This is a genomic window from Myxacorys chilensis, from assembly GCF_059505265.1.
The window spans coordinates 24,274-38,374 of sequence record NZ_JCACKG010000282.1; the positions used below are offsets into that span (position 1 = coordinate 24,274).

The window sequence follows — 14,101 nt, forward strand, 5'->3', positions numbered from 1 at the left end:
GATTTGGGTATCGCTCTGAGAGATTGTTTAGACTAAAGAGAAAATTTGATCTGTTTTGCATTGCCATGCCTCAGAAGTCTTCCTTTGTACAAACGCCTCAGCCTGACGATGACCAAATTATCAGTGAGTTTCAGATTGATTTGCAGGGGTTAATTAAACTGCTGGCGAAGAATCTCTATGCAGAAGCGGATGTGTTTGTGCGTGAAATGTTACAGAACGCACATGATTCGATTAAGCGGCGGCGGGAGTGGCAGGGAGATGGAACCCCCGATGGTGTCGTGCGAGTAAAAATTGATCGGCAAGCAGCAACTGTAACGATTACAGATAATGGTGCGGGGATGACAGAGCAAGAGGTGCGGGAGTACCTTTCGACGATAGGGCGCAGTGGAACGGATGCGTTTCGACGGGATCTGATCGAGAAAGGTCGCCAAGCTGAGGTGACGGTGATTGGGCAGTTTGGGATTGGGTTACTATCGGCGTTTATTGTTGCTGATCGCGTGGTAGTGGAGACGCGATCGTATCTCGATGGTAATCCGGCGTGGCGATGGGAAAGCAGTGGGGAGAAAACCTATGCACTGCAACCCGGCGAGCGGCAGGATGCAGGATCGACCGTAACGCTGCATATTAATGAGAATTATCGGGATATGCTGTCCGCTGAGGAGTTGCGGAAGGCGATTCGCAAATATGCAGACTTCTTGCCAGTGGGGATTTATTTGAATGAGGATGAAACGCCGACAAATGCGGTAAACGCGCCGTGGCATAGGCAGTATGACAATCCTAAAGAAGAAGTGATGGAGATGGCAATCTTCGTTGCGAAGCGGTTTCCAGATAATCCGTTGTCTACGATTCCGATTCATTTGACGAGTCCCTACAAGGTGGATGGGGTGCTGTATGTATCGGATAACCGGATTCCTGATGTGAATACGACGGGGCTGGTGGATATTTACCAGTCGCGGATGTTTGTGATGGAAGCAAATCGGGATATGTTGCCAGTGTGGGCGAAGTTTGTGCGCGGCATTATTGATTCGCCTGCGCTGACGTTGACGGCTTCGCGGGATGCCGTGCAGCAGGATGCCATTCAGAAGGAGATTAAAGAGCAGTTAGGTGAGGCGATTATTAGGCATCTAACGAATTTTTCTAAGGAAGATCCGATCCGGTTTCAGCGACTGTGCGATTGGCATCATTATCACTTGAAGGGCATGGCACTCCGGGAAGATAACTTCTTTCGTGCAGTGGCGGATTTGATCCCGTTTGAAACAAATCTGATGCCAATGAACTTGAAGACCTACTTTGAGGAGGCGAAGAAGCGAGGACAGGCGGAAACGGATCTGCTGTATTTTGATGAGCGGGGTAGTGCAACACAGTTTTATATGCTATGTGATGCCCAGGGCTTGCTAGTCATTGATGCGAGTCAGGTGTTTGAAGATGGTTTCTTGGAGCGATATGGACGACTTCATCCAGAAATCAAACTGCGACAACTCAATATTGGTGAGTCAGATTTTATCTTTGAACCGTTGCAGGATGAGGAGAAAGAGGCGTTTCGTGGTTTAGAGATGGAGTTTATGCGGGGGGTGTCTGATCGTCGCAGTGTGGCGAAAGTGGTGCGATTTAAGCCTGCTTCAATTCCTGCCCTCACCGTGTTGACCGCAGCGGCAAAGAGTCAGGAGAAATTGAGACAGGTGGGTGATAATCCCCTAATCCCTGATGAAGTGCGGAATTTGGTGAAAGATTTGATGCAAGGGGAACGAACCGTTCCAGTCACGCTGTATCTAAATGCGGATAATTCAACGATTCAAAATCTCATGGATTTGCCTGCGACAGAAGATAAATTATCAGCTTGCATTGCGATCTACAATAACGCGCTAATGTTGGCGCAACAGTTTTTGACAGCGAAGAATGCAGAGGTAATGTTTGCTGGGTTTAATCGAGTGATCGATCGCATGATTGCTCAAGCAGATGAAGTGCAAAAGTTAACGACTAAATTGAATTCTCTGAAATTAGACCTCAATGATAAAGAGACACAACTTCGGCAACAGTCAGCAAATACATCTCAGACTGATCATGTTAGTTGTTTCTTTGCTATGCCCTTTGATGAAAAATATGACAAATTGCTCGGTGCCATTCGGCAGGTTTTACAGGAGCAACCTTATGGCTGGGAGGTTACTCGTGCTGATAGTGAACATATTAGCGATACGATTCCTACCAATGTGCGAGATCATATCGCCCAAAGTCATTGCTACCTGGCAGAAGTAAGTGACGGCAATCCTAATGTGTTTTTGGAGATTGGGCGAATTAGCCAATATCGAGAACAGGGTCGCCCCCTCATCTATCTCTGTCGAAAAGGTGCGAAGCCGCCGATCGATATTGAAGGCGAACTCTTATCTTTCTATGATCCAGATCTCAGTGATCAGGAGCTTGTAGAGTATCTGAGGCAAGAATTTGGTAAGAAACGTAATATTAAACATCTGAGAAGCAGCGGGGCTAAAAGTTTCTTGTCGATAGCTGTTCTGGAGACTGTTGGACAGTTACGTCGAGGATTTTCTCAAACAATTGCTGATCACTATAAAACCGTAGGTGCATTCTGTGATGCTGATTCTGCCACAATTGCGGAACAGACAGGGGCAGGCAAAGGATCAATTAGTGATGCTCAAGAATACATTGCGAAGCATTTCAAAGTTTAAGGTGAGTAAATAGAGCTATGTTTGGATCAGATGATTTCTTGCCCGATGACTTCGATATCGAAACCTATTTCGCAAACGAAGAAAAGTGTGACGAAATCGATCAACTGATGCAACTTGCCCTCGATTGCAACGCTGAATTTCAGTACGCAAAAGCAGAAAGGTTTTGTCAAAGAGCAGCAGAGTTGGCAGAACTACTCAACGATGTATCACGACTGATTCGAGCGCGATTTTGGCTTGCAACTATGCAGCGAATGCAGGGCAAACGTAAAGAAGCCTTGGGAGTTTTCACCTGGCTGATTGAAGTTGCTTATGATCCAGTTCTGAGCTGCAACTTGACTGAAGACGACCTTTGGTTTGTGGATGGTGGCTTCAGGAATTTTGTAGAAGTGGGTCGCTTTCTACCAGAGATGAGAGTTGTAGACTTGGAACGAGTTGTAGATAGGGGTTTAGCTTGGTTAAGCAGTATCAGTCGCCGCAATTGGGAAGCTGGATTACGACTTCAGAGAGGAATGCTTTGGAAAAGTCAAAACCGCAAGGAAGCAGCGCTAGAAGAAATGGAAGCAGCTTTGGCGCTGAGAAGGCGCAACGTTAATGGACCAGGCTTTATGCTAGAGGCTCATCTGTGGCAGACGGCAGACCTGCTGCAAGACTTGAAGAAATTGGGCGATGCAACAAAGTACTACCAAGAGGTAACGCAAAATTGTGAGTCCAATAGAGATGAGCAATGTCGTGCCTGGAGAGGTTTAGGACAGGTGGCATCGAAACAGGAGAATTGGGCAGAAGCAGAGCGTTGTATGCTCAAGGCGCTGGAGATTGCAGGGTCAATTGAATCACCTAGTCCAATGTGTGCTGCCTATAATGCGCTAGGGGATGTATATTTGCAACAAAAGCAAATTACTCAAGCGATTAATACAAAAATTCAGGCTTTGCATTTCGTCCGTCAAATGGAAGAACCAGAAGCGTTCTATCTCATCTATCGAGATTTTGCAGAGATTCGTCTTCACCAGTTAAAGCAAGGCAACTCACAACGGTTCATTCCAAAAGTAAAACGTTGGCTACATCGGGCACTGCCGCTTGCTGTGAGGCTTGATCGACAAGTCAACTCCAGCGATCGCCAAACCGAAATCCGCGCATTACAAGCTGAGTGCGAAGCAGTACTAGCAGGAAAATCAATTTCCTAAAGCGTCCAATCTTCAATCCTTAGTCCAGGCACTTGCTCAAAATCTCGACGATTTCGGGTAACAACTATAGCATTGGAAGAAAGCGCGATCGCAGCAATCCGCATATCCTTCTGAATACGATTTTTTCGCAAATTCGGATTATCCGTTAGCATCTGGCGAAAACAGCGATCTGCCACATCATCCAGATCTAAAACCTTGACCTCTTGTAAATACGCCACAATCTTCGACAATTTAGCGTAAAGCCTAACTTGATGGTTTGCCTGAGCAGGATCATTGAGGCGACCGACCCAACCATTAAACAGTTCTTGCACAGTCACGATCGTAATTGCCAGATCCGCCTCAAATTCGGCAGCTTTGCTCCTAACTACTGGATGATCTTCTAGCCACAGCGAAACATGATCAGTATCGAGAATATACAAGTTCCGTCCTCAATCTTCTACGAATAAACGGAAGGATCAACTTCTGTGTCATCCTCAACTTCCCGCTCTGCTCGGATCGCAGCAGCAATTTCTGCAAAATCCGGATCATCTTTGAACATCCCAGCATATTTAATCCAGGGACTTTCCGCTCTTTGTTCAAACCCATTAAAATTTTGGTCGGATGGCAAAGGCACATCCCAGGAAATCGTTTCGCTACGAGCAAGTTGTTTCAAAAAAGCAGCTTGAACTTCCGCGATCGCTGCCTCCCGCGTTGCTGCCTCTACTCGACAATCAGGAAATTCAACCACTGAAGCCGTAACCCTGCCTGAAGCCTGAGCCTCTAACCGAAGCGTTACTCTGAATCTGCTAGATGAGTGTTGTTGGTTCATAGGTTCTCCTTGAACAACATCATCCATTATAGTCGAGGCGCGACGCGACCCTTACGCCTCATTCTCCAGCCACTCTAGAACCCCATTTCGCCGCGTCAAATGCAATGGCAACCCTTCAGTAAACCGTGCGATCGCTTCCCACCAAATCTTTAAATCCCCTGTTGCCTCCACCGCCGTCATCGATTTCAGCAACAACAAAGCCACTAAAATATAATCGCGCTCATCCCGACAGCCCAATCCCTGTCTCCGCAACACATTTACCAAATCTGCCGATAGATCTAAACACCCATCCACTGGCAACAGCGCAATACTGCTCTGAATTCCCGCAAACATCCCCACCCCAGCGATCGTCATTGCTGTCGACGCTACCACAAACTCCGACATTGAACTATCCGCCTTTGCCAGAAGCAACACCGCCGTCCCATTAATCGCACTCTCAAACGCTTGTCCCGCCGCCACCGGATTTACCAAATTCTCCCATTTTCCCAACATCTCCTCTATCTCCGGCTTCAGCGCCATAAACGCGCCAGACAACTGCATCGACAAAGGTGCATTCCAACGATCCGTTCGCAAAATCATTGGTTTAAACACATCCTCCTTTGCCCCCGCAATCATCGACTCCGCAAAACACCACCCCCGCTCCAAATACCCATCTTCATCCTTCCGTAACACCAATGTACTGACACGCGGCGACAAAAGCATTTCCCCAATTCTCTGCAAAGCCTGCACAAACTCCCGTTCTTCATCCATCGTTTTCGGATCTTGCGGCAAACAAGAAAAGTCATACCAAAACCCAATCAAATCCAAAATTCCATCTCCCTCCATTCGCTCTGCCTCATCCGCTGCAAAAGTTTGCCCATCACATAGCGTCCGAAAAACTAAATGCGCCGCCTGCAAATTTCCGTGTCGTGCTAATGAAGGCACTAGCACTAACCTGTCCCGCACCGCCTCTCCCTCCACTCGCTCATCCGCAATTGCCCCAGCAATGTCCGCCATCCGTCGCACTAACTGCTGCAAAGCCGCAAGCTGCGTCCCCAAAGGATCAGGATCATCCTGACTCCCCCAACGATGGGAAACAAACACCAAGTGCCAAAGCTGATCCACGGGTGTCCAAGTCCCTAGAGGCAAGGACTGACAGCGATCGAGTTTCGACAGTCCTAAAAGGGTTCGGGCACTAATATAGCGGCATTGCTGAAACATGAATTATCCTAGCGAATGCGAATCAGTTTTATTTGGAAATCGCAGTGCAGTCTCCAATAGACACCACGATCTCACTTCACATAATACGGAGTGAAGTAGATACGGAACTTATACAAACGAATCCCGTGATCGCACCGGAATAGCCCAAAATCAAATTGAAGTCCTCATCAGCGATCTCATCATTTAGAGCATTTGGAGATACCGACTGAAATGAAGAATCAGAAGTATCAACTCGTTCTTGCAGGGTCATCTCTAGATTACTACCGCAGTCTCTTTCTTCAAAGCTTCATACAGCACCTAAACGATATTGGATTAGATGAACAGCAGTATTTTCAATTTCTAGAAGTCAGTCAAGCCGAGCGGATCGATTGGGATGGTCTCCCAGTAATGATTTGGTTTGGGGGAGAAAGTGAGCCTAGCGCAGACGAGGTCGCACTACTCAACCGATTTCTTCAAGAAAGCTTCTACGTCTTTCCGATCGTGGATAGCTTGACGCGGTATCCAAGCCTCGTTCCAGCAGTACTGCGCCATTTGAACGGTTTACAGTGGGAACCAAATCGGGTCGTCGCAGACATTCTAAAAGCATTTCGGCTCTGTCGAGAACAACGACAAGCCTTCATCTCGTATCGACGGATGGATAGCCAAAACGTCGCCATTCAGCTTTTTTCAGCCCTTTCCTTGCAAGGATATAAGGTCTTTCTAGACATCGCCTCCATTGATGCAGGTGTCGATTTTCAACAAGTCTTGTGGGGACGGATGTCAGATGTCGATTTGCTCATCTTTCTCGACTCGCCCAACGCGCTTAGTTCAGAATGGGTTTACAAGGAACTCCTACAAGCAGAAAGCTTGGGATTAGGCGTTTTACAGTTAGTTTGGGTCGATCACACCCGCAAATTGGGGACAGAGTTTTCGACGTTCATTCAACTCCAGCACAGCGACTTTGCCCACTGTAAAGCTGATGCCCAGGATTCCTTGACGGGGGAAGCAATAAAAACCATTTTGTCTACTGCAGAGTCTGCCAGAATTCGATCGATCGCTATCCGGAGAACTCGTGTCATTGGAGATGTTGTTGAACAACTTCCGCAAGGCATCGCCTCCACAATTGACCCTGGTGGCAATATTCGACTGTATCGGGATGATCGCGCTTTAGCCAATGTCATTCCAGTCGTTGGAGTCCCTGATGCTGCTCTGATTCAACAAGCAGAAATTCGTGCCCTAGCGGAAGATGTAGATCTCTCGAAAAACCTTATCATTTATGACAGCCTTGGAGTCGAACCGAACTATAAAAAACACTTAGCGTGGCTCAATGGTCGATTGGAGTTACGGACTTCCGAATCAGATTCAGTGGAGAATTGGTTGAATGATCTATGAGTGAACTTGCTCCAATCTTTTTATCAGCAGGCATTCCAGATCGGGATCTTGATCGCTATCCAGCAGACCCGATCGCAATTCGTGAAGCGATCCTCGCCTTAGTCACTCAAACCGTTCGCGATCGTGAGTTAGTATTTGGTGGGCATCCTGCAATTTCTCCTCTAGTGGATCATGCTTCACGTACGCTAGAAGCTCAGCATCATGTTTATATCTACCAATCCCGTTGGTTTGAAAATGTTATCCCTGATGTTGCAAAAGCCTTCCCAAATTTAATTTGGACTCAAAAGAAAAGTACGTTAGAAGAAAGCTTAACCGTGATGCGAAGAGAAATAATTGGCTCTCGCCCCTTCGCCGCTGCTGTCTTTATTGGTGGCATGGGAGGACTTTTTGAGGAATGCACAATCTTTAAGGAATTGCATCCAAATAAACCCATCTTCCCGATCGCGTCCACTCTTGGTGCCGCACAAATACTTTTCGAGCAGGATGAATGTTCTCAAAACGAGGAGATTCGACAAGCTTTAGCTACTAACAAACGTTACCGCGCACTTTTCCGAAAAATCTTGCCCTCCTCAAACTAACCGAGCAGTATAATCCTTTAGCCAATTTCTGATTATCCAATTAATTAAACTGTTAGAGGCAATTGCGGCTGAGGGAGTACTCACCGTTTTTCGCATGCAGTAAGGGTAGCAAAGAAACACCAGAGGTATATTGACAGCCCATCAATTTCGTCCACTGCTCTCTGTTGCATTTTTAGTACTAATAAGCTTTAGTACTGATGAACCCTTCATGTAATTTTTTAAACACGTTACACTTGATCTAGCCGTAAAGCTTAGTACTTACTGCTTTCACACCCTACTTAAGAACTTTCAGGATTTAGTGTCTGAAGGTTCATTTTTGTAGGTTTTGCGACTAAGGGGTGTCCATAGTGAACGCAATATCTCCAGAAATCCAGCGTAAGATTCAACATTGGAAAGATCGGCTTGCTGGATTAAAACGAGACACTGCTTTGCTGAATTTTGTTGAAGGTAAAGGCAAGACAGTCAAGTTATTGCTTCCAGCTTCACAAGTGTTTCAAGTGCTTGTCAGCGAGGAGCCCCGTCTGCCCATGAGCACTGTCAAAACTGATCCAGTAGCCCCTGAACATCTGCCCATTCTCAAGAAACTTCGTAATGGTGCCAACCAAATTCAGCGAGAGAAAGGGGTCAATAGCCTTTTCGTTACGATCGGCACTCTCACCTGGAATCTGAAAGGTGAAACGAAGAATTCGGCAGTTTCTCCCATTCTGCTGATCCCAGTTGAACTACAGAAAACGAGAAGGCGCGAGGAATTCACGCTTGTCGCGATCGACGAGGATATTATACTCAATCCCGTCTTAGTCCAGAAGCTTGATGCAGACCATGGTATCAGTTTGCGCCCGATTCCTTCGGGTCAAACACTAACTTGTGATGCTGTATTAGACCAAGTGCGTCAGGATGTAGCTGAGTTTTCCGCCTGGAAAATTGAGCCTGTTGCTCATCTTGCTCTATTTGAGCGCCCTAAAGCGGCAATGCTCAATGACCTTGAGCAGTATGCAGAGAAGATTGCTAGACATCCCATCCTACAAGGACTTGCCAATGATTTAAGTGGCTATCAGCGCCAGCATCACAATATTCCTGATGCTAGGCACTTGGATCAGCAACATCCTCGATCGCTCTTCCAAGTGTTGGATGCAGATTCAAGCCAACAAGTCGTGATTGAGGCAGCCAAGAGTGGGTTAAACTTCATCACTCAGGGACCTCCTGGAACTGGGAAAAGTCAGACAATTGCCAATATTATTGTTGAACTAATTGCCAAGAGAATGCGCGTTCTTCTGGTTGCTGAGAAACCAGGTGCCCTAGAGGTTGTTGCAAGAAGGCTACGCGATTGTGGGCTGGAAGATCTGTGCCTGACTTTATATGAGAAGGAAACCGCCAGTAAAAAGGGATTTAGTCGATCGCTCAAAGCGACAGCAGATAAGTTAGAGGATTACTCTGAGACACGCCTATCAGACTCATTTCTTGATCAGTTGAAAGATGTTCGGCAAACTCTTAATAGCTATCCAGAGAAACTTCATCACATTTGGGAACCTATCGAGAAATCATCATTTGACTTGTATAGTGAGTTGCTCAAGCTAGAACGAATCAATCTCCCTCCGCTCAAAGCTGCTATCCGAAATATCAATCAATGGTCAGCTAGTCATTTAAGAGACGTAAAACGGCAATTAGAACTTTTAGAGGGATTTGACTCATTTTTCCGAGGTGGACGGACGACGCTCTGGGTAAGTAGTCGAAGGTCTGGCTCATCATTGCAGGATCGTGTAGCACTGCAAGAGGAAATCACAACCCTTCGTCGTGGAATCGAATCAACGAAAGCAATTGCTTTGCGAATACAAGAACTATTGAGTTTACAAGTCCCCACTTCTTTAAGTGAGAGCAAATCCCTCTCTGCCTCCGTTGCTTACGTTACTGGTGTGCCTTCGTTACTCCCAAGCGAGTGGGAGAATGTAACAGTGACGAATTTGAAGCGCTCATTCTCCAGATTTGAAGAAATATACTCAGACTTTTATAAGCTGCGCCAATTGTTGGGAAAGAAATACGCGCGCGATCCATTCACAGAAGCGCTTGCAGAACCGCTACAGCAGTTTTACCAAAAATATAGGAATATTCTGCGTCTCATCAACAAAAACTATTGGAGAGCGCATAAAGCTATCTTTGCCTGTCGAAAAGAGCAAAGCAGGCTTGCCTTCTGGCGTTCTTTTTTGTTTGGTTATCGAGAGTTGATTGCAGATCTCCAACGATCTGATGAATCTCATAGATTGTACGAAACGCTTAACAGCCCAACCCACGCAGCTTTCGCTCCGTTCTTTGACAAGGGAAAACCTAATCTAAATGCCATTGAAACAGCATTGAATTGGATTGAAGAATTACAAAACTACCCCTTACCAAGCGATCGGGTTGCTACTCTTCTCTCATCTAGTGAGCTTTCTATCGAACTTGTCTCTTTAGAAAATTCTCTGGCGGCTGCCCAACAAGAAATCGAAACAGGATTTGTATTTCTGAACGCCTGCTTTCCGGATGTGACGCGCTCACTGTTAGGTTCCAATCAGCCTCTAGACTGGACTTCTTTTAGTATAATCGAGGCTTTCCTAGACAGAGCCGAGGATGAACTAAACACGTTTGCGGACTGGACACGCTATCAAAAATGTCTTGCAACTCTTAAAGCGATGGGAGTTGAAGCTTTTCTGAGCAGTTTAAAGATATCTGAGATCGCACCAGAATCATGGTTTTCTGTATTGCAGAAAGCTGTGTATCAAGGATGGTTAGACTATATCTATGATCACTTCTCTGAGTTGAAGGACTTCAGCGCCACAGTTCATGAACGTAGAATTCAGGAGTTCTCAAAATGCGATCGCGACCAATACTCTGTTGCTAAGGAACGGCTCCAGAAACTGCACGCTGACCAATGGAAAATATGGTCTGAGCAGCCTGGTTCTCAGGAAAAAATTATGCTGCTCAACACTGAAAGTAAGAAGCAGAAGCAACATAGGTCAGTTCGTCAATTTATCAAGGAAGCAGGGGATTTAGTTTCTGCATTGAAACCTTGCTGGATGATGAGTCCGCTGTCAGTGAGTGAATACATCGACCCACAGACTCCGCAATTTGATGTAGTAATCTTTGACGAAGCTTCCCAAATCCGTACAGAAGAAGCTGTCTCTTCGATCATGCGTGCTAAGCAGGTAATCGTAGTGGGAGATGATAAGCAACTACCGCCAACATTCTCATTCACCAAATTTGATGCGGATGAAGATGAGGACAGTAACGGCGAAGGAGATTATGAGAGTTTCCTGGTTGAATGCGGAAAATTTATGAGGAGTTTTACACTACGCTGGCACTACCGTAGCCAGGATGAGAGCCTAATCTCATTTTCAAACGAACACTTTTATAACTCGAAACTGATTACGTTTCCTAATCCAATCAAAGATGAGAATCGAGGTGTCCATTTTCACTACGTTGCAGATGGAGTCTACGATCGAGGCAGCAGGAAACCTGTTAATCAACGTGAAGCGGAAGAAGTTGCAAAACTGGTGCTGCGTCAGGTTCAATCCAGTCAGCAATCTGTAGGAATTATTGCCTTCAGCAAAAATCAAGCAGAAGCTATTCAGAAGGAACTTGACCGTCTTAGTGAGAACAATCTTGATTTAGCAGAATTACAAGAGGATGCTGATAAATTCTTTCTTCGCCATCTAGAAAGCGTCCAAGGTGAAGAGCGAGATGTAATCATCCTCAGCTTCTGCTATGGGCGGGATAAAGAAGGAAAGGTGTGGCAAAATTTTGGACCCCTCAACAAGATAGGGGGAGAGCGACGACTGAATGTGGCAATTACTCGAGCCAGGCAGAAACTGATATTAGTCGCATCAATACATGGGAGCGAGCTACAGCCAGAAGGAAACAGCTTGGTCGTAAAACAGTTGCAGGATTACCTGAATTACGCTGAGCGCAATCATGCTCAAACAGAAGAACTTGCTGATTTACCAGAACTGCCTGCCGATGCTGGGGTAGTTGAAGATATCTATTACGCCCTTCAGCAAGCGGGACATCGCGTTTGTCCTTCAGTTGGACGCTCTAAATTCCCTATCGATCTTGCCATTCTCAATGATCAGCGACCATCTGAGTTTCTGCTAGGCATTGAGGTGGACGGTAGAACTTACGAGGCTTACAATACAGCGCGCGACCGTGATCGTATACGTCGAAAAGTTTTAGAGGAAGATCTCAATTGGAAAATTTATCGTATTTGGTCGAAGGAATGGTTTCACAACAGAGATACGCAGCTTAACGAATTACTAAGATTACTGCGAATATTGAAAAATCAGCAATCGTAAACTCAATCGCACTTAAAGTTTTACATCTACCAACAGCTACTAGCCACAAATATGGAAGCCATTCATCTCAAAGAACTCCTCGAAAAGATTCAGCAAATACAGTTCATTATGATTGGTGTGGCTACTGATTATTTGAATTATCCGATTAGGGATGAACAGGAAAACTATGTTGCGCTCTGGAAAGAGCTTACTCTGGAGTTTGAGTTGCTTCAAGAGGATGGAGTTCATATTTCTAATCCCAACTTCTTTAAATCTTTATGGGATTGGCATTATTACTATAAGAATTATCTTGATGATGCAAGTTCAAAGAGAAAATACGTCTATGAGTTATATCTAGATGCTATTAATGCGATTGAAAATGAACTTTATCAGTATAACCAAGATGCTTTAGCAGAAGGCACAGCATCGATAGCAAATCCAACTCTACTTGAAGATTTAGTTTCGGAGATAGAAAAGCTAAAATCTATTATGATTGCTGTTGCTATTGAATATCAGTCAATAGATCAGGAAGAGTCTAAATATAGTGAACTTTATCAGGAAATTGCGTCAAAATTAGGAGGCTTAAGGCGCTTAGGAATACCTGCCCAGAACCCTAATATCTTTCGATGTCTTTGGCATTGGCATAGCTATTTCAAATGCGAACTCGGCGATTCATCTTCACGACGATGCTACATATATAATCTCTACACTTCAACTACCTCCCCTATTGAAAAAGCTTTACTTAAGCATCGTCGTACTCCAAAGCCAATTGAGCAATTTATCGAAGACCTGCAACGCCGCTTCAGGGAGCAGGTATCAGAGCAATCTTCAACTTCAGAAGCAGCTAGTTTTAAATCTATCGGGCAGGATACAAGTATTCAGACTGCTCCGTTACCAGCAGGAAACACAAAAGCTATAGAGCCTGATTCCGAGGGAATGGCTTTCAACCCCATACCTCCCAAAGTCTTTATCAGCTACAGCTATGATTCTCAGGAGCATAAGGATCGGGTGTGGAGATTGGCTGATCGTTTGCGTGAGGATGGCATCAACTGCACGATTGATCAACACGAAGAATCACCTGCGGTGGGATGGCACCGCTGGATGCTGAATCAAGTGGAAGCAGCAGATTTTGTGCTGGTTGTCTGTACAGAACATTACGAGCGACGTTTTCGAGGAGATGAGGAGCTTGGAAGTGGCAAGGGTGTTACTTGGGAAGGTGCCATCATTATCCAAGAGCTTTATAACGCTCAGGGGCAAAACTCGAAATTCATTCCGATAATTTTCACCCTAGAGGATGCCGACTTTATTCCCAGTCCTCTTCGCAGTGCAACCTTTTATCGTGTCAATACTGCGGAAGGCGATGAGTTACTCTATCGTCGCCTGACTAATCAATCTATAAACTACAAAAGGGAATTAGGGCAATTACGCACTTTATCACCGCGCGATCGCAAACAAACACTTTCAGAAGATTCCTACCAGGCTCCACTCAGTCTCTTAGGTGTGGATGAGAAATTTGGAGCTTCAGATAGGTCAGATCTCGCAGATTTGCTGAAACGGAGTGGACGAGCAGATAGCACTTCTCGTAAAGCTCTTTGCCAAATGCTTGGATTAGATCCAGGGAATCTTAACTTCATTTCGCTCATCTATTCTGATAGAGATTTTGCTATTGCATTAGTGAATCATCTGTTTGAAACAGGTCATGATCTGACAAAGCTTTGTGATGAAATTAAGCCACATCTGCAAGGTCAATATGCTCAGAACTTACAGAGTATTTGCAACAGAATTAAATTATGCCGAGGAGCGAGTAGCTAATCCGTAAAATGCACGAAGATTAGTATTCAATTTCTTGACGCTAATCTTACTTTGGCGGGTTCTCCATGATACAACTCTTCAGATAGCTTTTTAGAAATTTCTTTCCCTATCTTGTCGTACTACAGTTGTAGATGTTGAATCTAAGATTGTATTTGGCCTAGAATCAACGTAA

At 45.3% G+C, this 14,101-nt stretch carries 9 protein-coding genes and 1 pseudogene; 7 read left to right on the plus strand and 3 right to left on the minus strand.

Going from position 1 to position 14,101, the window contains the following annotated elements; all coding sequences use genetic code 11:
- Positions 1-65: 65 nt before the first annotated feature.
- Both AC5JLB_RS28720 and AC5JLB_RS28725 read left to right on the plus strand, forming a co-directional pair.
- Positions 66-2,681: a heat shock protein Hsp90 family protein gene (locus AC5JLB_RS28720; RefSeq protein WP_495877248.1), complete on the plus strand. Its 2,616-nt coding sequence runs from the start codon at positions 66-68 to the stop codon at positions 2,679-2,681.
- A 17-nt stretch (positions 2,682-2,698) separates the two neighbouring features.
- A complete protein-coding gene (locus tag AC5JLB_RS28725; protein ID WP_495877249.1) occupies positions 2,699-3,862 on the plus strand; it encodes a tetratricopeptide repeat protein in 1,164 nt (387 codons plus the stop codon).
- On the opposite strand, the gene AC5JLB_RS28730 is transcribed toward AC5JLB_RS28725, so the two are convergent.
- Genes AC5JLB_RS28730 through AC5JLB_RS28740 form a run of 3 tightly spaced genes read right to left on the minus strand, consistent with a single transcriptional unit; the run spans position 3,859 to position 5,870 of the window.
- Entirely contained in the window at positions 3,859-4,281 is a 423-nt protein-coding gene (locus tag AC5JLB_RS28730) for a type II toxin-antitoxin system VapC family toxin (protein ID WP_495877250.1), read from the minus strand. The genes AC5JLB_RS28725 and AC5JLB_RS28730 overlap by 4 nt on opposite strands.
- 17 nt (positions 4,282-4,298) lie before the next feature.
- Entirely contained in the window at positions 4,299-4,670 is a 372-nt protein-coding gene (locus AC5JLB_RS28735) for a hypothetical protein (protein ID WP_495877251.1), read from the minus strand.
- Between the two features lie 51 nt (positions 4,671-4,721).
- Positions 4,722-5,870, minus strand: coding sequence for a hypothetical protein (locus tag AC5JLB_RS28740; protein WP_495877252.1), 1,149 nt, complete (start codon positions 5,868-5,870; stop codon positions 4,722-4,724).
- Between the two features lie 210 nt (positions 5,871-6,080).
- Here AC5JLB_RS28740 and thcB4 point away from each other — a divergent pair, with 210 nt between their 5' ends.
- The 5 genes and pseudogenes from thcB4 (at position 6,081) to AC5JLB_RS28765 (ending at position 13,929) form a co-directional block, all read left to right on the plus strand.
- Positions 6,081-7,241: a Thoeris type III anti-phage system protein ThcB4 gene (thcB4, locus tag AC5JLB_RS28745; RefSeq protein WP_495877253.1), complete on the plus strand. Its 1,161-nt coding sequence runs from the start codon at positions 6,081-6,083 to the stop codon at positions 7,239-7,241.
- Entirely contained in the window at positions 7,238-7,819 is a 582-nt protein-coding gene (thcA, locus tag AC5JLB_RS28750; protein WP_495877254.1) for a Thoeris type III anti-phage system protein ThcA, read from the plus strand. Before thcB4 ends, thcA begins: the two co-directional genes overlap by 4 nt.
- A 527-nt stretch (positions 7,820-8,346) precedes the next feature.
- A pseudogene (locus AC5JLB_RS28755) lies at positions 8,347-8,616 on the plus strand (DUF4011 domain-containing protein); the annotation flags it as partial.
- Between the two features lie 327 nt (positions 8,617-8,943).
- A complete protein-coding gene (locus AC5JLB_RS28760) occupies positions 8,944-12,138 on the plus strand; it encodes a PDDEXK-like endonuclease domain-containing protein (protein WP_495877258.1) in 3,195 nt (1,064 codons plus the stop codon).
- Between the two features lie 51 nt (positions 12,139-12,189).
- Complete coding sequence (locus tag AC5JLB_RS28765; protein ID WP_495877255.1) at positions 12,190-13,929, plus strand: SEFIR domain-containing protein; 1,740 nt, start codon at positions 12,190-12,192, stop codon at positions 13,927-13,929.
- Positions 13,930-14,101: the final 172 nt, after the last annotated feature.